The 21,242-nt window shown below is 64.6% G+C and carries 15 protein-coding genes and 3 pseudogenes; 15 read left to right on the plus strand and 3 right to left on the minus strand.

Annotated features, from left to right (window positions below):
• Positions 1 to 190 precede the first annotated feature (190 nt).
• The 7 genes from M1B35_RS26105 (at position 191) to M1B35_RS26135 (ending at position 6,336) form a co-directional block, all read left to right on the plus strand.
• Positions 191 to 622 (plus strand): hypothetical protein, encoded by a 432-nt coding sequence (locus M1B35_RS26105; RefSeq protein ID WP_185039260.1) that lies wholly within the window; start codon positions 191 to 193, stop codon positions 620 to 622.
• Positions 623 to 778: 156 nt separating this feature from the next.
• Positions 779 to 1,840 carry a glycosyltransferase family 2 protein gene (locus tag M1B35_RS26110; RefSeq protein ID WP_268263485.1) on the plus strand — a complete coding sequence of 354 codons (1,062 nt, stop codon included), beginning with the start codon at positions 779 to 781 and terminating at the stop codon, positions 1,838 to 1,840.
• A 55-nt stretch (positions 1,841 to 1,895) separates the two neighbouring features.
• Entirely contained in the window at positions 1,896 to 2,912 is a 1,017-nt protein-coding gene (locus M1B35_RS26115) for a hypothetical protein (protein WP_268263486.1), read from the plus strand.
• Positions 2,909 to 3,658, plus strand: a complete 750-nt coding sequence (locus tag M1B35_RS26120) for a hypothetical protein (protein WP_123333843.1) — start codon at positions 2,909 to 2,911, stop codon at positions 3,656 to 3,658. The genes M1B35_RS26115 and M1B35_RS26120 overlap by 4 nt, the downstream gene beginning before the upstream one ends.
• A complete protein-coding gene (locus tag M1B35_RS26125) occupies positions 3,655 to 4,749 on the plus strand; it encodes a glycosyltransferase family protein (RefSeq protein ID WP_123333845.1) in 1,095 nt (364 codons plus the stop codon). Before M1B35_RS26120 ends, M1B35_RS26125 begins: the two co-directional genes overlap by 4 nt.
• A 17-nt stretch (positions 4,750 to 4,766) precedes the next feature.
• Positions 4,767 to 5,393, plus strand: a complete 627-nt coding sequence (locus M1B35_RS26130) for a phosphatase PAP2 family protein (protein ID WP_268263487.1) — start codon at positions 4,767 to 4,769, stop codon at positions 5,391 to 5,393.
• Positions 5,380 to 6,336, plus strand: a complete 957-nt coding sequence (locus M1B35_RS26135; protein WP_268263488.1) for a fatty acid desaturase family protein — start codon at positions 5,380 to 5,382, stop codon at positions 6,334 to 6,336. The genes M1B35_RS26130 and M1B35_RS26135 overlap by 14 nt, the downstream gene beginning before the upstream one ends.
• On the opposite strand, the gene M1B35_RS26140 is transcribed toward M1B35_RS26135, so the two are convergent.
• The 3 genes and pseudogenes from M1B35_RS26140 to M1B35_RS26150 form a co-directional block, all read right to left on the minus strand.
• Entirely contained in the window at positions 6,333 to 7,517 is a 1,185-nt protein-coding gene (locus M1B35_RS26140; protein ID WP_123333851.1) for a sugar transporter, read from the minus strand. The genes M1B35_RS26135 and M1B35_RS26140 overlap by 4 nt on opposite strands.
• A 301-nt stretch (positions 7,518 to 7,818) precedes the next feature.
• A pseudogene (locus tag M1B35_RS26145) lies at positions 7,819 to 9,158 on the minus strand (ABC transporter substrate-binding protein).
• Positions 9,159 to 9,368: 210 nt separating this feature from the next.
• The gene (locus tag M1B35_RS26150; RefSeq protein ID WP_123333855.1) at positions 9,369 to 9,839 is read right to left on the minus strand and encodes an Lrp/AsnC family transcriptional regulator; all 471 of its coding nucleotides are present in this window, start codon (positions 9,837 to 9,839) and stop codon (positions 9,369 to 9,371) included.
• Between the two features lie 124 nt (positions 9,840 to 9,963).
• On the opposite strand from M1B35_RS26150, the pseudogene M1B35_RS26155 reads away from it, so the two are divergent.
• The 8 genes and pseudogenes from M1B35_RS26155 to M1B35_RS26190 all read left to right on the plus strand — a co-directional run bounded on the left by M1B35_RS26155 (position 9,964) and on the right by M1B35_RS26190 (position 21,185).
• A pseudogene (locus tag M1B35_RS26155) lies at positions 9,964 to 11,162 on the plus strand (methionine gamma-lyase).
• Positions 11,163 to 11,324: 162 nt separating this feature from the next.
• Positions 11,325 to 12,457: pseudogene (locus M1B35_RS26160) on the plus strand (branched-chain amino acid ABC transporter substrate-binding protein).
• Positions 12,458 to 13,315: 858 nt separating this feature from the next.
• Positions 13,316 to 13,861, plus strand: a complete 546-nt coding sequence (locus M1B35_RS26165; protein WP_268263489.1) for a phage tail protein — start codon at positions 13,316 to 13,318, stop codon at positions 13,859 to 13,861.
• A gap of 36 nt (positions 13,862 to 13,897) precedes the next feature.
• Positions 13,898 to 14,470: a phage tail protein gene (locus M1B35_RS26170; RefSeq protein WP_268263490.1), complete on the plus strand. Its 573-nt coding sequence runs from the start codon at positions 13,898 to 13,900 to the stop codon at positions 14,468 to 14,470.
• A 31-nt stretch (positions 14,471 to 14,501) separates the two neighbouring features.
• The gene (locus tag M1B35_RS26175) at positions 14,502 to 15,053 is read left to right on the plus strand and encodes a phage tail protein (RefSeq protein WP_268263491.1); all 552 of its coding nucleotides are present in this window, start codon (positions 14,502 to 14,504) and stop codon (positions 15,051 to 15,053) included.
• Positions 15,053 to 15,631, plus strand: a complete 579-nt coding sequence (locus tag M1B35_RS26180; protein ID WP_268263492.1) for a GNAT family N-acetyltransferase — start codon at positions 15,053 to 15,055, stop codon at positions 15,629 to 15,631. The genes M1B35_RS26175 and M1B35_RS26180 overlap by 1 nt, the downstream gene beginning before the upstream one ends.
• A 140-nt stretch (positions 15,632 to 15,771) precedes the next feature.
• On the plus strand, positions 15,772 to 19,689 hold the full coding sequence (locus tag M1B35_RS26185; protein ID WP_268263493.1) for a putative Ig domain-containing protein: 3,918 nt from the start codon (positions 15,772 to 15,774) through the stop codon (positions 19,687 to 19,689).
• 281 nt (positions 19,690 to 19,970) lie between these two features.
• Positions 19,971 to 21,185, plus strand: a complete 1,215-nt coding sequence (locus tag M1B35_RS26190) for a DUF3422 domain-containing protein (RefSeq protein ID WP_268263494.1) — start codon at positions 19,971 to 19,973, stop codon at positions 21,183 to 21,185.
• Positions 21,186 to 21,242: the final 57 nt, after the last annotated feature.

The raw sequence follows: 21,242 nt of genomic DNA on the forward strand, positions 1-21,242 counted from the left end.
AGCGATGCGCCCCAACGACCCACGCAAATGCTCACGGCTCATCGCCGGCAAGCCGGCGCCTACAGGATTGTGGGTGCCCAAGGGTCGATAAACGTAATGCCGCTCGGGGCTGAAAAGTACCCACGGGGCAATCCGGCTGTTATTGTGCGGCCCTGCAAAAATACACCGCGAGACTCTGAGGGCATTGACGTTGAGTAATGAAGCAAAACTGACCGGGGATCTGTTCGAAGTCGATAAACGCCTGGGGCTCAAGCCTGTGGTGGACTTCAACACCTATCTACTCAAGGCCTTCGGTGACGGCCCCTGCCGCTGCAGCCGTTGTGTCGCCGGCCAGGGTGACCAAAGCGGCTACGAGTACGCACACACCTTCGATTTTGCCGGGCAAGTGGCCAACCGCCGCTTCGCCTCGACCTCCGGCAGCGATGTCCTGCAGGCGCTGAAAAAAGCCTGGCTGTCGTATACCAAGCTGGAACTGGAAACCGGCACGCCGCTGATGCTGGACACCGTCAAGGAATTCGTCGAACCGCAATGGCACAAACGCCTGCTGCCGCTGTTCCTGGCCAGCGGCCTGGTCAAAGACATCGACGGCCAACTGCAACTGCAGGCCCAGGTCGCGGCGTGACCTCAGGCAGACGGGGCGCCGCCGTCCCCGGGCAAATCAGCATTTGAATAATCCCCAGGATAATGCTGTGATTGCGCCCGCTGCCTCCCACGCGGCCCGTCGCCCTTGACCGGGCCCGCGCCAGGGAATGGCCCACACTCGACAGTCAGGATGTCAATGAACCCTCACCCAGTGGAAACAGCCCGATCTCTGGCTGACGTGGCCGCCGTCTCGGCGCTGGTCCTGGAGACCAACAATCTGCGCGGCGGCAACCAGGCCCTCGCCGCCCTGACCAGCCTCAAGCGCCTGTTGCTCAAGCTGGGGCAACAGAGCGTGGCCCCGCAGACCCTGGCGCAGTGGGTGATCACCCATGACGGCCTGGATGCCCAGGCCCGCCAGGAACTGGTGGCGCTGGCCGGACGGCCGCTGGATTTCATCGAAATCGACCCACGCACCGGCTACTACGACGCGAAGAACATTGGCTTCGAAGCGGTGGACCCCAGTCGCTGCGACTACGTGGTGTTTGCCGACGCCGATTGCATCCCGGCCGATGATTGGCTGGAGCAACTGCTGGTGCCTTTCACTCAACCGGCCACCCAGGCACCGGCAGCAGTCGCCGGCCGTACCAGTTACGCCGCCAGCGTCGCCGGCAGTGCCCTGACCGCCATCGACTTCATGTATTTCCCCAGCCCGCTGGCCGACGGCGCCACGCGCAACTTCTATGCGAACAACGTGGTGTTCCGTCACTCGGTGTTCCTGCAACATCGCTATGAGCCGCTGGAGGGCGTCTACCGCGCCCATTGCCAGGTCATGGGCCTGCGCCTGCAGGCGGCCGGTGTCGCCGTGGCCTATGCGCCCCGCGCCCACACCGAGCACCGCCTGCCCGACAGCCGTGGCGAAGTGTTCAAGCTGCGCTGGCTGAGGGGCGGCGACAGCGTCGACCTGACCCCCTACCTGGTACGTGCCTACATGCCGGGCTGGCTGCAGTGGTTGGCGCGCAGTGGCCCCATCGGCCCGTTCTGCGTCATGGCCGGGCGCCTCGGTTACAGCCTGCGCGCCTTGAACCATCAGGATTTACCGCCGCTGCAAGGCGTTCGACGCCTGGCCGGCATGGCCATGGTGGTGGCCCTGTCGCTGCTGGACACGGCAGGTGCTGTGGTCCGTGGCCTGGGCATTTCGGCCGGTCGCGGCAGTGCTCGCCACAGCGAAGCCCTGTCCTACCACCGCCCCCTGGATTGATCCCGCGCCGCACGCTTTTGTGGCCCGTACCGTTGCCTGCCGACAGGACTTACGCATGAACCTCTACGCCCTTCGCTCCCTTGCTTGCTCCATGACCTGCCTGACCCTGCTGTCTGTGAGTGCCCAGGTGCATGCCACCCCCGCCGAATTCAGCGGCCGTGGGGTGTTTCACTTCGCCTCCGGCCAAGGCTGCCCCCTGAGCAACGGCCACGACAGCCCCAACAACGACTGCAACCGCATTGCCCTGGACCTTGCCGACGCCAAGGCTAGCGTTGACCCGGAGAGCCACCAGATCCTGATTGCCAGCGGCAGCGTGGCGGACAAAAAGACCGTGATCGGCGACGTGTTGCTGCACGGCAGTGGCCTGGCCGCCGATGGCCAACGCGTGCCCTTGAGCCTGCATGTGTTGCTGCGCCGTTCGGGTGAGGTGTGGAAAACCGACACCTACGTGCACGCCCCAGTGCGTGGCACGTTCAGCGACATCCAGCTCGACCCCTACCGCATCAGCGTGCGCCAGGGCGGCAGCGAGCGCGTGCTGTTCACCCCGGAACAGGCCCGTGATGTGCTCGCCCACCCGTCCCTCGCCGCCCGCCTGGCCAGCTATTTCATTGCCGTGCGCCCCAGCGACGCCAAGCAGCCCTCGGCCGACGACATCACCATCGCCCTGGGCGTGGGTCGCGTCTCCAAGTCGCTGATGCGCGCCAGCTTCAGCTCCGACCCGGCGAGCGCCAGCGACCTCCGCCAACTGACCCGCGATGGCACCTGGACCCTGAAACTGCAAGCCTTGAGCGGTCAGATTCCGTTGTGGGTGGTGCAACGCCAACTGTTTGTGTTTGCCCTCGACAACAGCCCGCTGCTAAAGGACGTGCGCCAGCGCGGCTTTAAGAAACACGACACCCTGGAACTGGGCGCGCGCAACGGCGTGGGCTTCCTGCGCTACAACGGTGTCGAGGAAGCTTTCCCTGGCGCCGCTGAGTCCGGCTACGCCTTTATGCGCGACAGCTTCATTGGCCTGATCCTCGCCTGGCCACGCAGCGCTGATGCGCCCAGCACCGCCCAGGCCGCGCAATGAGCGTGCAGCAACACGCCGCCGACGCCGTCGATTACCCCTGCCTGCAACCGCCTAAACAACAGGGCCTGAGCGCCGTGCAAGCGCGCCTGGTGGACCGCATCAAGCGTGCCGCCCTGCGCCGCCTGCACCGTAGCCCGCGGGGTGAACGCTTGCTGCTGCGCATGTACCTGGCCGGTGAGGACGCCACCGAACGGGCGCTGCTGGAACAGTTGCTGCCCCAGTCGCCGGACTGGCTCGAACGCCAGGTCGAACGCCACCTGGACGATGAGCGCCGCCATGTGGCGCTGTTCAGCGAGGCCTTGCGTGCCCTGGGTGACGAGCGCGAAGCCCGCCTGGAGCCGGACTGGCTAAGCCGACGCAAGATCCAGCGCTGGCAACGCCTGGCCCGTGACTACGCGCCCCACTTCAGCCACGGCCTGCTGGTGCCGGCCTACGCCACCGGGTTGTGCGCCGAGCAGATGGCGGAACGGGTGCTGGGCCGCCACTGCGCGGTGATCGGCCCGCAACACGGGCTCTACCCCTTGCTCTCGCGGGTGCTGGCCGATGAGCAACAGCACGTGCGCCTGTGCCAACAAACCTTGCGCCGCATCGTGACGCCCACTGAAGCGCCGCACCTGGCTCGGTTGCTGGAGGAGATTCGGCGGATTGACGCCGGCTTCGGCGTGACCGGGGCCCTAGCGATGTATGCCGCCGGCTGGATTTACGGCTCGCGGATCGGCGCGGCAGCGGTGAGCACGGCACCATGACCCGACGTATCCTCTACCTGGCCACCGCCGATGCCCGTGGCCACCTGATGCGTGCCCAATTGCTGGTGCACGCCCTGCGAGCTGCGGGGGCCGAGGTCGAGGTACTGACCACCTCGGATGAAGGCCAACGCTTCCTGGAGCGCTTCGGCATCCAGGCCGAGCTGCTGTCACGGCACTATGCGGTGCAGTTCGATGATCAACAGAACATGCTGCGCGACGCCACCAACCGCAACGTCGCCCATTACCTGTTCCACCCTGCCCGCATGCTGCGGGACATCCTGCAACTGCGGCGTCGCCTGCGCCACGCCGATCTGCTGATCAACGACTCCTTCCACCCGGCCCTGCTGTTTATCGGCTCGATCCCCGGCTGGCGACGCAAGGTGGTGCATGTCTACGGCGCCAGCCTCAAGGTGGCGCTGCTGAACAACTTCGAAGGCATGTGGCCGCGCCAGTTCGGCCGCCTGTTCGGCTGGATCGTCGGCCAGCAGATCGACGCCGCGCGGGCCTGCATCGAACATGATTTTGCCTACGCCATTGACGACACCCGGGCGCCCCGACTGTATCGCCTGCCCACTCCGGTGGCCCTGGCCGAGCCACCAGCGCTGGCAGTCGAGGCCGAAGTGGCGGTGTACCTGAACCCGCACTTTCGCGACGTCGCGCTGGCGGACGCCTTGTCCAGCGGCCTGATCGAGGCCGGGCTGAGCGCCCATCAGGTCGGTGAAGGCTATGCCGGGCGCAGTGGCTGGCTGGCGGTCGACCCGCACTGGGCCGGGCACGCCTCCCGGGCTCAGCTGCTGGTGTCGGCCCCAGGCATGGCGGCCTTGTCCATCGCCCTGGTGTATCAACGGCCGATCATCCTGGTGCTGACCGACCAGCCCGAGCAGGCCAGCAACGCCGCCCGGGCCGAGCAGTTGGGCCTGGTGCACCGTGTGGTGACCTGGCGCGGCAACACCGATGATTTTCGGCGCCAGGTCAGCGAGGCCGCACGGCAACTGACTGCTGCCGAGGCCAATGCCCCATCGCCGAAGGTCGGCCAGGACGCGGCACAGGCGCGGATCGACGCCTGGGTCAGCCGCTTGCTGGCCTTGTAATGACAGGGGATCAGCCCATGCGCCAGCGATCGTTGACCTATCTCGGCACAGGCCCCGACTGGCGACAGGCCTTGGTCGCCCTGCTGGGCCTGCTGCTGGGGTTGACGCTGTTCATTGCCCTGGAGCGTGCCGTCACCCCGCGTTACCAACTGGCCACTGCACTGGATCAGGCCATCCCGTTTATCCCCTTGTCGTGGTGGGCCTATGTGCTGTTCTTCCCCTTTGTGGTGGTGACCGCCGCTTACGCGCCAGCCCAGGCGTTCAGCGCGTTCAAGCGGGCGACCGCCCTGGCGTTCGTGATCGCCTGCGGCTGCTTTTTGCTGTTCCCGGAGTCGGTGCCACGGCCCGATCCACTGTTGATTGACGACGCCTTTCTGCGTGAGCGGTTTATCCGCCTGTGGCTGGTGGACATGGCGGCCAATGGTTTTCCCTGCTTGCACGTCGCCGTGACCTGCCTGGCCTGGCGGATGCTGTGGGGCCAACGCCTGTCATGGCTGGCAGGCACCCTGGGCCTGCTGATTTGCCTGTCCACCCTGACGGTCAAGCAACACACACTGATCGATGTGCTGGGCGGGCTGTTGCTGGCGCTGCTGTGCAGCTACTGGGCCCGAGCGTGTGGAGGTGCCGAGCGTGCCAAAGCCTAATTCCCGTGCGGGGGAAAATCCCCGGCTCAAGCACTTCGCCCCGGCACCCGCGTTGTTTCAACTGCAACCCTGGCGCAGCCTGCTGGCGTTGTTGGCGGACTGGGGGCTGATCGCGCTGGCATTAGTGTGCGCGGTGATCTGGCCCCATCCCCTGATCTACCTGGCGGCGGCGATCATCATTGCCCGCAGCCAACTGGCGCTGGCGGTGATCACGCATGAAAGCGCCCATGGCGTGCTGCTGCGCCACCAGGGCCTGAATGACGGCATCGGCCAGGCGCTGGCGGCCGGCCCGCTGTTTATTTCCCTGGAAACCTATCGGGTCGGGCACCTCAAGCACCATGTCGCGCCGATGCGCCATGACGACCCGGTGGTGGCGGTGTTCGGCTTGGGGGACTTTCCCATGGCCCGAGGCAAGCTGGCTGGCAAACTACTGGCCGACCTCTGTGGCCTGGGCTATTTCCTCAGCGCGTGGCGGATTGTCCGCGGCGATTACCGCGAGATCATGCCCAAGGCACAGAAGTCCCCCCGCCTGAAGGCCTGGGAGGTGCTGTCGATGCTGCTGAGCAACGGCCTGTTGTTCGGCCTGCTGGCTGCTTCCGGGCACCCGTGGCTGTACCTGGGCCTATGGTTGCTGCCGGCCATCACCCTGCTGCCGTTGATGGGGCGCATCCGCGCGATCATGGAGCACGCCGGCCTGCCCGAATGTGCGGACCAGAGCCAGAATGCGCGGAGCATCGTGCGCCCGAACTGGCAGACCTTTCTGTGTGGCCCCCACGCCATTCACTACCACATCGAACACCATCTGTTTGTGCGCCTGCCCTTCTACCATCTGCGCACCGTGCATGAGCAACTGGTGGCGCAACAGCGCGTGCCCGAGGCCAACCTGTATGGCGGCTACGTCGCGATACTGAAAGACGTCAGCCGCCCCGACAAGAACGCTTAGCCCGCCGCCTCGGCGCGGGCGAGACGGGCGATCGTCAAGGCGTAGAACAGCAGCGCCAGCCCCGCCAGCGAGCCACCCACCAGGCCGATGTAGGCAAACCCCAGCTGGCCGCCGACCCAACTGCCGAGCAAGGCTCCGCCGCCGATGCCGATGTTGTAGATCCCGGAAAACAGCGCCATCGCCACGTCGGTGGCATCCGGCGCCAGCACCAGCACCCGGGATTGCAGGGCCAGGCCAAAGCCCATGATCGCCATGCCCCAGACCACGCTGAGCACGCCCAGGTACTCCACGCCCAGGCTGGCCGGCCAGAGCAGCAGCAGGCACAGGGTAAGCAGGCCGACGGCGATCAGCAGGAAGCGCGTCGGGCCGTAGCGGTGAAAACGGCTGAAACACAGCGAACCGAGGATGCCCGCACCACCGAACAGCAGCAGGATCAGGGTCACCGCCTGGCCGCTGAGGCCGGCGACGCTCTGCACAAAAGGCTCGATGTAGCTGTAGGCGGTGAACTGGGCGGTCACCACCACCGCTGTCAGCACGTAGATCGCCAGCAACGCCGGGCGTTTGAACAGCAGCGGCAGGCTGCGCAGGGAACCGGAGTTCTGGCTTGGCAACAGCGGCAGGCTCTTGGTCAGCCAGAACACCAGCACCGCCGCCAACAGGGCAATCACGATAAAGGTGGTGCGCCAGCCCATGGCCTCGCCCAGCAGCCGGCCCAGGGGAATGCCCAGCACCATCGCCAGGGACGTGCCGGTGGCCAGCAAGCCCAGGGCCTGGACCTGCTTGCCCGGCGGCGCCAGGCGCACGGCCAGGGACGCTGTGATCGACCAGAACAGCGCATGGGCCAGCGCTACCCCGATGCGGCTGAACAACAGCAAGCCGAAGCTGTTGGCCAGGCTGGACACCACGTGGCTGGCGATAAACAGGCCGAACAACACCAGCAACAGCTTGCGCCGCTCGACGTTCCGCGTCAGCAGCATCACCGGCAGCGAAGTCAGCGACACCACCCAGGCGTAAATGGTCAGCATCAAGCCGACCTGGGCCGTGGGCAGGTTGAAGCTGTTGCCGATCGAACTCAGCAGCCCGACCGGGACGAATTCCGTGGTGTTGAACACAAAAGCGGCCAGCGCCAGTGCGATGACCGGCTGCCAATGGCCGTGGGTTGTTGCCGCAGGGTTGTTCATTTAAAGGTCGTATTACTCTATCGATGATCGAACAGGCATGGCCCCGTTCCCTGCGTCCCGTGTGAACAGGTGGCGGGCACGCGGGAGCCAGGGCACGCCGGAGCCGGCACGCGGGGCGTCATTCTATAGGCTTCTGGGGCGGCTGTTGCGGATGATCGACGGCCGTTGAGGAAATTTCAGCCGCCGTGACGGCTCGATAAAGGTGCAATGAACAGGCGGGTCGGTGCCTGCAGGCACTGACAAAAAAGAGGCCGAAGCCTCTCTCTTGCCACCCCTCGGCGCTGGTCGCTCGAAGGAGCGCTTACTCTGCCGAGCAGTTACGCGGGGTGATGCCCTTCTCCTTGGCGTAGGCCGCGGACTTGGCTTCGATCAGCGGGCGCAAGGTGTCACGGTCGGCTTGTACCCAGTCGGTCACCAGCACCCACTTCTGCCCGTCCCACTGCTGAACGCGAGCCGAGCCGCCGCCTTCATGGTCCGCGCAAGACAGTTTCAACGGTGCCAGCAGGCCCTCGAAGCCGATCGCCTTGAGGCGCGCTGCGTCGATGTCCAGGTGCTCGAAGGCCCAGCGGGTTTCCTCACCGTTGAGGGGACGGTTGCCGAACTTGGCCTGACCGGTGCGCAGCGCTTCCACGGCAATGGCGGCGTTGATCAGGCCAATGTTGTAGTAGACCTTGCCGAAGTAGCTCGGGTCCTTGAGGTTGCTCTTGCCGGCATCGAGGATGGCGCGCTTGAGCCGCTGGTGGATGTCAAAGCCGTCGCCACCCGGGAATGGCGCCAGGGCCTGGTAGCCCTTGGCGGCGGTGCCGGCGGGAATCACATCGGCCTCGGAACCGGCCCAGACGTCGCCGATGATGCGGTCCACGGGAATGCCGAAACGCACGGCCGTCTTGATCCCCACTGGGGTGGACACGCCCCAGGTACGCAGGAACACCCAGTCCGGGTTGATCTGGCGCACCTGGCGCCATTGGGTGGATTGCTCGTTGCCGGGATCGGCCACCGGGATCTGGATGTTCTCGAAACCGTATTTTTCCGCCAGTAGCTTCATCGGGCCCTGGGTTTCGCGACCGTAGGCCGAGTCGTGGTAGACGGTGACGATCTTCTTGCCCTTGAGCTTGTCGAAACCGCCCTCACGCTGGGCGATGTAGTTGATGCCCACCGAGGCCTGGCCGTAGTAGTTGAGCAACAGCGGGAAGGCATAGGGGAACACGCTGCCGTCGGTGGACTCGGTGCGCCCGCCGGCGCCGTCGATCAGGGGAATGCGATCCACCGCGGCGCGCTCGATCAGCGCGTAGGATGCCGGGGTGCTGTGGGTGAAGAAGAACGCAGTCGGCGCGCGTCGAGGCCCTTCTTGTAGCGCTCATAACATTCAATGACGCGGTCGGTGTTCCACTCGGTCTCACACTCCTGCCAGACCAGCTTGACCCCATTCACCCCACCCTCGACCTCGTTGATGTAGCGGAAGTAGTCGATCTCCCCGGCCCACCAGGGAATGCCACTGGAGGCGTAGGCGCCGACGCGGTAGGTGGCCAGGGGAATGAACTGCTCATTGTCCGCCGCCTGGGCGGGGGCCGGCGGCAAGCCGGTGAAAATGCCGAGGGCCAAGAGGCTGGCCAGTAGGGTGCGTTGCAAGGTCTTGTGCATGGGGGTGGCTTCTAGTGAGGTGGAGTGGCAGTCGTTTACTGATCTGCCCACCTACAACACAATCCATGCCAAGCCTATAAGCCAATAAAATCAAAAACTTGGGAGCCAATAAAAAGCGCCCTCCTGTCCCTGGCGTGACAGTCTATTGAACCGCTGTTGCTCCACCAACAGATCGCCGGCACCAGCCTGGGCCACCCGGCAGCGCGGCGCTCAACCCAGCACCGGAATCACCCGCGACGGCTTGACCGACTTGAAGGAAAAGCTCGAGTAGATCTCTTTGACCGCCGGCAAGGTCTGCAGCACTTCACGGGCGAATTCGCCGAAGGACTCCAGGTCCTTGGCCAGCACTTCCAGGAGGAAATCGTAGCGCCCGGAGACGTTGTGGCAGGCGACGATTTCCGGAATCTCCAGCAGCCGCTGCTCAAACGCCCTGGCGGTGTCCTGGCAATGGGATTCCATCATCACGCTGACAAAGGCGGTGACCCCGTAGCCGAGGGCCTTGGGCGAAAGGATCGCCTGGTAGCCGGTGATCACCCCGCTTTCTTCAAGAATTTTCACCCGGCGCCAGCAGGGCGAGGTGGTCAGGGCGACGCTGTCGGCCAGCTCGGCGACGGTCAGGCGGGCATTGCCTTGCAGGGCGTTCAGCAGGGCTTTGTCGGTGCGATCCAGGGCATTGGGCATTTTTTGCCTCTCCATTTTATTTTTATTTGATTTTGTTCCAATCCAGCCCTGATCAAGGGGCAAATTTGGAATTTTTGTCGCCGAATTTGAGCATAGCATTGGCACAAATACGGGAGCATTGAACATGGACAATAAAAACAATGAGCTGGGTTTTTCCACCCGTGCGATCCATCACGGCTACGACCCGCAGCAGCATCATGGCGCACTTATCCCGCCGATCTACCTGACCTCGACCTTCACCTTCGCCACCGCCGAATACGGCGCCGGTTGCTTTGCCGGGGAAGAAAGCGGCTACGTCTACACGCGGATCGCCAACCCGACCCTGGCCTTGCTGGAAGCCCGCATGGCCACCCTGGAAAACGGCGAAGCAGCGGTGGCCTTCAGTTCCGGCATGGGGGCGATTGCCGCAACCTTCTGGACCTTGCTGCGCCCCGGCGACGAGGTCATCGTCAGCCAGACTCTGTATGGCTGCACCTTCGCCCTGCTGCACCACGGCATCAGCGAATTCGGGGTCAAGGTGCGGCATGTCGACCTCAGTGACCTGGGCGAACTAAGAGCCGCCATCAGCCCGGCCACCCGCATGATCTATTGCGAATCCCCGGCCAACCCTACGCTGCAACTGGTGGACATCGCCGCGGTGGCCGAGGTCGCCCGCCAGCGCCAGGACTTGATCCTGGTGGTCGACAACACCTATTGCACCCCTTACCTGCAACGGCCCCTGGATTGGGGTGCGGATGTGGTGGTGCACTCCGCCACCAAATACCTCAGCGGCATGGCGACATCACCGCCGGCATCGTGGTGACCCGCCAGGCACTGGCGGATCGAATTCGCCTGCAAGGGCTGAAGGACCTGACCGGTGCGGTGCTCTCGCCCCAGGATGCCTTTCTGCTGATGCGCGGCCTGAAGACCCTGGCCCTGCGCATGGATCGCCATTGCAGCAATGCCCTGGAGATTGCCCGCTTGCTGCAGGACCACCCGGCGGTGGAATGGGTGACCTACCCGGGCCTGCCCTCCTTTCCCCAGCACGCCCTGGCCAGCCGGCAGATGAAATTGCCCGGCGGCATGATCGCCTTTGAACTCAAGGGCGGCCTGGTCACCGGCCGGCGCTTCATGAATGCCCTGGGACTGTTCAGCCGCGCCGTCAGCCTGGGGGATGCCGAATCCCTGGCCCAGCACCCGGCGAGCATGACCCACTCCACCTACACCCCGGAAGAACGTGCACACCACGGTATTTCCGAGGGGCTGGTGCGCCTGTCGGTGGGCCTGGAAGACCTGGCCGACTTGCTGGCCGACGTCGCCCAAGCCCTGGACACCTGCGCCTGAGGGCCGTTGTAGAGCGCCCGATGCAGCACACGGCGGCAGATCCCGGCATACTGCCCGACGTGATTCGTGGCGACCTGTACCTGCCTGCCGGCAACGCGCCGCCTTATCGTCGAATCACCCGCAACACCTTTTTGAATCGTTACCCACAGGAGTGGAACCCCAATGAGTCGCATCAATAACAAAGCCACCCAACTGCTCAGCGCCATGATCCTGGCCGGCCTGGCCGGCCATTCCCTGGCCGCCGACAGCATCAAGATCGGCATCGCCGGCCCGAAAACCGGGCCGGTGGCGCAGTACGGCGACATGCAGTTCAGCGGTGCGCGCATGGCTATCGAGCAGATCAACGCCAAGGGCGGCGTCGACGGCAAGCAACTGGTGGCCGTGGAATACGATGACGCCTGCGACCCCAAGCAAGCGGTGGCCGTGGCGAACAAAGTGGTCAACGACGGGGTTAAATTCGTGGTCGGGCACCTGTGCTCCAGCTCCACCCAGCCGGCTTCGGACATCTACGAAGACGAAGGCATCATCATGATCACCCCGGCCGCCACCAGCCCTGAACTGACCGCGCGCGGCTACAAGATGATCTTCCGCACCATCGGCCTGGATAACGCCCAGGGCCCGGCTGCCGCCCGCTACATCGCCAGCCTGAAACCGGCCAACGTCGCGGTACTGCACGACAAACAGCAGTACGGCGAAGGCATTGCCAGTTCGGTGAAAGAGATCCTCGGCAAGGAGGGCGTCAAAGTCGCGATGTTCGAAGGGATCAACGTCGGCGAGCGCGACTACTCCTCGATCCTGGCCAAACTCAAACAAGCCAATGTCGACTTCGTGTACTTCGGCGGCTACCACCCAGAGATGGGCCTGCTGCTGCGCCAAGCCCGGGAAAAAGGCCTGACAGCACGCTTCATGGGCCCTGAAGGCGTAGGCAACGACTCCATCTCGCAGATCGCCAAGGACGCCTCCGAAGGCATGCTGGTGACCCTGCCCAAGGCCTTCGACCAGGACCCGGCCAACAAGGCCTGGTAGAAGCCTTCGAAGCGAAGAAGGAAAGCTCCAGCGGCGCCTTTGTGTTACCGACCTACTCGGCGGTGCAGGTACTGGCCGACGCCATCGCCAGCACCCACAGCGAGGACCCGGAAAAAGTCGCCGAGGCGATCCACGCCGGCACCTTCAAGACCCCGACCGGGGATTTGAGCTTCGATGAGAAAGGCGACCTCAAGGACTTCAAGTTCGTGGTCTACGAGTGGCACTACGGCAAGCCGAAGACCGCCGCCCAGGACAGCGCCGGCCTCTGATGCATCGGGCAACCTGGGCCCCTGCGCGGGGCGCCAGGTTGCCAGCCGCTGAACGCCAAATCGCCTGCCCAGGCCTCTACGGCCACCCAAAGGGCCGAATCCCCCGCACCAAGCCCCTCATCGAGCGTCCGGTAATACAGCTGTTAAAACTGCGCCGAATACAATACCCGAGAGCGTTAGTTGGGAATCGTTGCTTGTCACGGTAACAACTTTAACGAGGCTGGGTAACAGTCATCAAAGTGCCTGACAACTGGCGACGCTTTATTGTTTTGAGTGATAGAACTACACAACCGGCTACATCGTTAGCGTGCTTTGTTTTATCTCGTGCAAGTTACACCCATCCGGCACGGCGCAGGTTATCGGCCAAGAGCCCACAACACTTTAATTCAGAAAAAAATCAAGCTTAGGTACTTAAGTACTGATTTAAATAACGTCGATCGACAACCCGCCTGAGCCAGCTACTCGCTCGGGCGAACAGGCACCCTCCCCCAGGGCCAGCCGTCCCGCCGTCAAAAGGCCTAAAGACCGACCCCTGCCGGGCAGAGCGTTGGTTGCACAGCGCTATAATTCCCGAGTAACCGCGTCGGTCTTTCGCCAAATAAAACAGCGACACAGACTGCCTAGCCCAATAAAAACATAATATTGACGCGCAACCCGATGGACTTCAGCGCTTTAATGACACACCGCTGAAATGGCAACTTTATGAGGCCCTACAAGCACTTGATCGCACCACTTTGCGGCACGTAAAAATAATATTTGCCTAATAAATTGGCTTTTGGTTATTGTGCGAGTCGCGCACTTCATGCCGTCAGGATGAACGACTTTTTGGCGCCAATTTATTTTCATGGAGGAAAGAACATGGATCCGTTTCTGGGTGAAATCCGCTTGTTTCCCTGGGGTTGGGCACCGTCCGGTTGGTTGCCCTGCGAAGGTCAGATTCTGCCCTTCAATACCTATGTCGCTTTAGCCTCCCTCCTTGGTACCCGTTTTGGCGGCAATGGCTCCACCACCTTCGGCCTGCCCGACCTGCGTGGTCGCACTGCCATCGGACAAAATGCCGTCGCGTCGACAAACCCGGTCCTCGGCGTCCATGCCTTAGGCTCTGCCGGTGGCAGCGAGACCGTCGCCCTCGGCGTCAACACCCTGGCCACTCATACCCACGGCACTCATGTTTCCAATGCCGCCGGCACCACCGGCCCGGCAGGCGCCATACCTGCCGTCAGCTCGAACTCGTCCGGCGCGGCGTCCCGAGCGACTTACGTGACCGCCGCTGGGTCGGATTTGGTGGCATTGAACAGCGCCACCGTAGCACCCACGCCAGGTACGCCGGTCGCCAACATGCAGCCCTCGATTGTCGGGGGCTTCTTCATTGCCACGAACGGCATCTACCCGCCGCGCCCATAGCCGCACGATTACAGACCCTCGAGTAAGGAAACTGACATGTCTGAAGCTTACCTCGGAGAAATCCGCATGTTCGCCGGTAACTATGCGCCGGTGAACTGGGCAATATGCGATGGCGCGGTCCTGCCAATCAGCGGCTATGACGCCTTGTTTAGCGTGCTCGGTACTACCTATGGCGGCAACGGCATCACCACCTTCGGCCTGCCCGATTACCGCGGTCGCCTGCCCATCGGGCAAGGTACCGGCCCCGGGCTCACCCCGAGGGTGCTGGCACAGACCCTGGGCACGGAAGCCGTGACGCTGACCTCGGCGAACACGCCCGCCCACAGCCATACCTTTACCGTCAGCACCAACCCGGCTACCTCGGCGACGCCCACGCCTCCCGCTCCCGCCGCGCCTTCCAGCCAGACCTTCGGTGAGTTCGTCCCGGCCGGCGTGATCAAAGGCCTGTATAGCGCAGGCACCGGCACCACAGCCCCCGTCAGCCTGAACCCCGGTTTTCTCGACCCGGCGCTGGGCACCGGCGCGGTGGCCCCCCACAGCAACCTGATGGGGACCTTGGCGATTAACTACATCATCTGCCTGGCGGGCATCTACCCGACTCGGCCGTAACCCTACTTTTATTGTTCAGGAGCGACCGATCATGGATGCTTTCACTGGCGAAATCAGGCTGTTCCCCTTCAACTTCGCACCAATGGACTGGGCTTACTGCGACGGTTCGACTTTGTCGATTCAACAGAACACCGCGCTGTATTCGATCATCGGCAACACCTATGGCGGCACGCCGGGGCAAACCTTCCAACTGCCCAACCTCAATGGGCGTGCCGCCATGGGCGCCGGCAATGGCCCCGGGCTGACACAACGGCCACTGGGCACCGCCGTAGGTGCCGACGTGGTCACACTGCTGCCTGGCAACATCGCACCCCATACCCATGCGTTGCAGGTCAAGGACGGCATTGACTCCACCTCCAGCCTGGACGAACCCAACACCAGCGCCTACCTGGCCCAGCCGCGCAACATACGCCTGTACAACAACACCGCGCCCGTCGCGGGCAGCCCGACCCTGGCCGCCAACACCATCGGTACAACCGGGCTACTGGCGCCCGGTAGCAGCGCACCGCGCAGCACGGTGCAGCCGTTCCTGACATTGGCCTACTGCATCTGCCTCAATGGCGAATACCCATCGAGGCCTTGATGACTGCTGCCAACGCCGCCCCCCAGTCGCTGCCGCCCTCCGGCAGCGACCCCGTTCTGCGCGAGCAGAACGGCGATGACCTGGCCTTCCTGCAGGCGCTGTTCGTGACCCGTCGCTGGGCCGAAGTCAGTGCCGTGCCGGGCTGGAGCGACGACCAGCGCCGAGCCTTCCTGCACTCCCAGGCGGAGTTGCAGCGCCGCCACTATGAGCAGCATTACCCCACCGCGGATTTCCTGATCATCCAGCAGGCAGGCCGCCCGATCGGCCGCCTCTGCGTGCACCGAGAGCCCAATGAGGTACGCATTGTCGATATCGCCCTGTTGCCGCAGTGGCAAGGCCGGGGAATCGGTAGCCGCTTGCTGCACGCGGTCCTGCACCTGGCCGACAGCCAGGGCCTGGCCTGCAACCTGAGCGTCGAGCAGGGCAGCCGGGCCCGGCGGTTGTATGAGCGCCTGGGCTTTCAGGTCTGTGGCGATGCCGGGCTGTATACGCCGATGCAGCGGCCTGCAGGCACGCACGACCAGCCGCTGAAGGATGCCAGATCCGAACACCCGGGCGACATGCCAGCGCCCCCCTGACGCAGCCTGGCTCATCACCCGCGACATGACATTCAAGCCCAGGCGCTACCGGCGCTGGCCTTTTGGTTCCATCCGTGTGCGGCCCTGCAATGGAGCAGGACACGCCCACAACAACAGTAGCCGTATGGCAGGAAGCCCCAATGAGAACACTGTTCACCCCCTCCGGCAGTTGGCTGACAAAAAGACTGGTCTCGCTGTTCCTGCTGTTCTGTGCGACGACCCTGTCCAGCCAGGCAATGGCCGTAGGCCCGGTCATCGCGTCTCCGGCCACGGGCACCACCCTGCCCCCGGTGGCGGTGAACCAGTTCATGAGTGTCACCATCACCGCCACAGGAGGCGCACTGCCTCTGGACGGCTGGTACGAATGCGACATCGACGACCCGAGCTATGACGGTACGCAGATCTGCCTGCCGCCGGGACTGACCCTCAACCCTTCGCCCAACAGCGCCACCACGACCCTGTCCGGCTCACCGACCACGGCCGGCTCCTACACCTTTGCCGTTTCACTCAATGACGGCCTGAACCAGGCCGGTGTCGCCACCTACATCCTGGTGGTAGGTGCCAGCAGCACGCCAACCCTGACCTCGGCAGCGCCCAACTCCGGTAGCACGGCCGGCGCCACCTCGGTGGTACTCACCGGCACCAACCTGACCGGCGCCACTGCGGTCAGTTTCGGCGGCACGGCGGCTTCCAGCTTCATCGTCAACAGCGCCACCAGCATCACCGCCATCACCCCGGCCCATGCCGCAGGCGTCGTGAGTGTGGCGGTGACCACCCCGTCCGGTACCACGCCCCCGAACACCGCCTACACCTATGCCGTGCCAGCGCCCACCGTCGGCCCGGTCAGCGCTACGGTTGCCGCCAACAGCAGCGCCAACCCGATCACCCTGAGCCTCAGCGGCGGCGCCTCTACCAGCGTCGCTGTGACCAGCGCAGCCAGCCATGGCACCGCCACTGCCAGCGGCAACGGCATCACTTACACCCCGACCGCTGGGTATTCCGGGCAAGACACATTCACCTACACCGCCACCAACGCCAGCGGCACCTCCAGCCCGGCCACCGTGACAGTGACCGTCAACGCCCCGGCGCTGGGGATCACCCCAACAACCATACCCAACGGCACGGTGAACAGCGCCTACAACCAAACCATTAGCGCCAACAACGGTGCCGCGCCCTACACCTATGCCATCACCGCCGGCAGCCTGCCGACCGGCCTGAGCCTGAACACATCGACCGGCACCCTGAGCGGCATACCGACAGCCTCCGGCACCTTCAACTTCACCGTGAGAGCCACCGATGCCAACAGCGCGACGGGCGCACGCGCCTATAGCGTTATCATCAGCGGCATCCCGCCCGTCGCCGGTGCCGTCAGTGTCACAGTCGCCGCCAACAGCAGCGCCAACCCGATCACCTTGAACCTCAGCGGCGGCGCCGCCACCAGCGTCGCGGTCAGCAGCGCAGCCAGCCATGGCAGCGCCATCGCCAGCGGCACCAGCATCACTTACACGCCAACTGCCGGCTATTCCGGGGCGGACAGTTTTACCTACACCGCCAGCAACGGCAGCGGCACCTCCAGCCCGGCCACCATCTCCATTACCGTGTCTGCACCGACCATCAGCGTCAGCCCGAGCGTCTTGTCCGCGTTCATCGCCGGCAGCGCTTACAGCCAGACCATCAGTGCCACCGGCGGTACCGCGCCCTACACCTACGCCATCACCGCCGGCAGCCTGCCGGCCGGTTTGAGCCTTAACACCTCAACCGGTGTGATCAGCGGCACCCCCACCAACCCCGGCGCCTACAATTTCACCGTGACCGCCACCGACGACAACAGCGTGACAAGCTCGCGCAGCTACAGTGGAACCGTCGCCGCAGCAACCATCATCGTCAGCCCTACCACCCTGAGTACCCTCACGGTAGGCACGGCCTTCAGTAACACCCTCAGTGCCAGCGGCGGCACTGCGCCCTATACCTTCGCGATCACCGGCGGCACCCTGCCCGTTGGCGTGTCTCTGAGCTTAGGCGGCGTCCTCAGCGGTACACCGACCAGCGGTGGCACCTACAATTTCACTGTCACCGGCACAGACGCCAACAACACAACGGGATCTCGGGCCTATAGCGTAACCGTCAGCAGCAACCCACCCGTCGCGGGCGCCGTCAGTACTACGGTCGCCGCCAACAGCAGCGCCAACCCGATCACCCTGAACCTCAGCGGTGGCGCCGCCACCAGCGTCGCCGTCAGCAGCGCACCTAGCCATGGCAGCGCCACGGCCAGCGGCACCAGCATCATTTACACGCCAACCGCCGGTTATTCCGGGGCGGACAGCTTTACCTACACCGCCACCAATGCCAGCGGCACCTCCAGCCCGGCCACCGTCAGCCTGACCGTCAGCGCTCCAACCCTGAGCGTGGCCCCGGCCACCCTGGGCGCCGGCACCTCCGGTAGCGCTTACAGCGCCACCCTCAGTGCCACCGGTGGCAGCGCGCCTTACAGCTACGCCATCACCAGCGGCAGCCTGCCGGCCGGCCTGAGCCTCAACACCTCGACCGGTGTGATCAGCGGCACCCCGACCATCGACGGCACCAGCAACCTGACCGTGACCGTCACCGACGCCAACGGTGCGACCGGCAGCCAGCCTTACTCGATCACCATCGCCGCCGTACCGATCACCGTGCCGGCCTCCAGCCAGATCATCGTGGCCGGGCAGGCCACCACGGTTGACCTGACCCAAGGCGCCACCGGTGGTCCCTTCATCGACGCGCTGCTGGTGTCGGTGAGCCCGGCATCGGCCGGTACCGCGACCATGGTCGGGCCTTACTCACTGCGCTTTGTACCTGCGGCCGCCTTCGCCGGCACCGCGGTCGTCACCTTCACCCTGCGCAGCAACAGCGGCGCCAGCGCCAACGGCACCTTTGCCTTCACCGTGCAGACACGTCCCGACCCATCCAAGGACGCGGAAGTACTCGGCTTGCTCAACGCCCAGTCGCGAGCTGCCGAACGCTTTGCCAGCACCCAGATGGATAACTTCAACCGGCGCCTGGAGCAGTTGCACCGGATGTCCTGCGACCGCAACTCGTTCAATGCCAGCATCAGCAAGGACGGCAAAGACGTGCCGCTGCAGGAGATCGGCAAAGCCGTGAAGAACGAGCTGAACGGCTCGGCCAACAAAACCGCCGAAGAAAAACGCCAGGCGGCCGCCAGTGCCGCAGACGGTTGCCAGCAGGAAGCCGTGGCGTACTGGACCGACGGTTTCGTCAATAGTGGTTCGACCCACGCCCGCAGGGCCCAGGACAGCAGCTTCACCACCCTGGGTTTGAGCGCGGGCGTCGACTATCGCCTGTCGCCCAAGGCGATTGCCGGTGTCGGTATCGGCTACGGCAACGACCGCAGTGACATCGGCGACAACGACACCCGCAGCGAAGGCAATGCCATCGCCATCGCCACCTACCTGAGCGTGAACCTGGCGCCCCAGGTGTTCGTCGACGGTTTGTTGGGCTACAACCGCATCTCCTTCGACTCGCGCCGCTACGTCAGCGATGCCGCCGCCGGTGACCTGGCGCGGGGTTCGCGTGATGCCGACCAGTTGTTCGCCTCGCTCACCGGCAGCTATGAATACCGCCAGGGCCCGATCTCGCTGACGCCTTACGCGCGCTTCAACGCCAGCTTCACGCGCCTGGACGCCTACCGCGAAAGCGGCGGCGGGGTGTATGGCCTGTCCTATGAAGAGCAGCGCCAACAGAACTACACCTCGTTCCTCGGCGTGCGCACCGGCTACGACCTGATGACCCCGATCGGGATCGTGACACCACGGGTCGGCCTGGCCTGGGGGCACAACTTCAGCAGCAGCAGCGACTTCAAGATGCGCTACACCGACCAGGGCGATGCCGGCCAGTTGTACCGGATCAAACCCGACCCGCTGGACCGCAACTTTGCCGACCTCGACCTGGGGGTGGACTTCAACCTGGGCCCGACCTGGCAGATGGGCGTCTCCTACAAGACCGCCCTGGGCTCCGACGAGCGCAGCGACACCTTCCGCCTGGGCGTCAACGGACGCTTCTAACGCCACCGATACTGCGCCGCAGGCCCTGGGTCGGCGGCGCAGCGATCCCCCCAAGCCTCTCTCTCGCACCCCGCGAACGCCCAGCGTCCGCGGGGGTGTTTTTTTCCGCTCACCCAGGCTCACCCGGCCCTGCACCAAGGCACAGCCCGCGCCGAGCAAAATCGCCGGCTCACGGCACGTGACTTGACCGCGCATCGACCTGTCACAGCAACAACAGCCCATCACTGCCTGCAGGCAGTGATCGCAAGCGCCAACAACAAGACCAACATGGCCCAGACCGCATGCACCCGCAAAGAACCGCCCTGCACAACGAACTCCACGCCCGCCCGTCGCTGTACTTCGACGAGCCGGCCCATGTGTTTCACCTGGCCTTCCTCGGCGGCGAGCAGGCCTGCAACGCGCTGCTGCTGGCCTGCTGCGCCGCCTTCGAGCCAAACGCCGCCCAAGGCATCACCCAGCTCGACGGCCATCCGTTGAAATGGGAGCGCCATGGCGAGTTCTTCACCCTGACCCTGGTGATCACTGCCAGCGCCCAGCCCCTTGCCTGGGCCAGCCTGCCCGAGTGCCTGGCCCGCCACGTTGAGGCCCATCGGCAGCAGATCATCAACAGCGTGCAGATCGTGGTGCGCGGTGAAGCAGACTTGGACCTCGCCAGCTACGGTTTCAAGGACCCTTGCGGCTCATGCGTGGGCGGCGGTGACGCGGTGGTCTGGAGCGACTTTCGCCTGGACCAGGACGGCAGCAACCGCTTGCTGTTCGTCAATCGCCGGCTGAACGCCTATCGCCAGGGCCGGATGATCCGCCGCCTGCTGGAGATCGAGACCTATCGGATGATGGCCTCGCTGTCGTTGTCCACGGCCAAGGCGCTGAGCGCGCAATTGGAGGGTTACGAGCAGACCCTGGTGAACCTGTCGGAACGCAATGCCGACACCGCCGGTGACAACGCCAAAGGGTTGCTGGCGGACATTTCCAACCTGTCGGCGCAGGTGGTCAGCAGCGGCGCCAAGACCCGCCACCGCTTCAGCGCCACCCAGGCCTATGCGCAATTGGTGTTCGAGCGCCTGGGAGAACTGCGCGAAAGCCACGTCGGCGATTGCCAACGTCTGGGGGTGTTTATCGAGCGGCGCTTCAAGCCCACCGTCCGCTATTGCGCCGCCACCGAACAGCGCCTGGAACACCTGGCCAAAAACGTGGCCAACCTGGGCGACCTGCTGCAGGCCCGGGTACAAGTGGAAATGGAAGAACAGAACTCGGACATCCTCAACAGCCTCAACAGCCGCGCCGATGCCCAGATCAAGATCCAGCGCGCGGTGGAGGGCCTGTCGATCATCGCCATCACCTACTACCTGCTGAACCTGCTCAAGCTGGTGTACTCGGGCGTGCACCTGCTGGGCGTCGACATCGCTCCCCGCGAGGCCATGCTGGCCATGGCGCCGCTGGCCATCGCCATCTTGGTGCTGATTCTGATGCGCATCCGGCACGTCAAGGCGCACTGACGGCGCGCTCCGGCCGGCGTCGAGCGCGGCGGCCAACAGCCAGGCGGGGGCTGTCGG

Origin of the sequence: Pseudomonas morbosilactucae (genome assembly GCF_023241665.1) — a bacterium.
Lineage (GTDB): Bacteria > Pseudomonadota > Gammaproteobacteria > Pseudomonadales > Pseudomonadaceae > Aquipseudomonas > Aquipseudomonas morbosilactucae.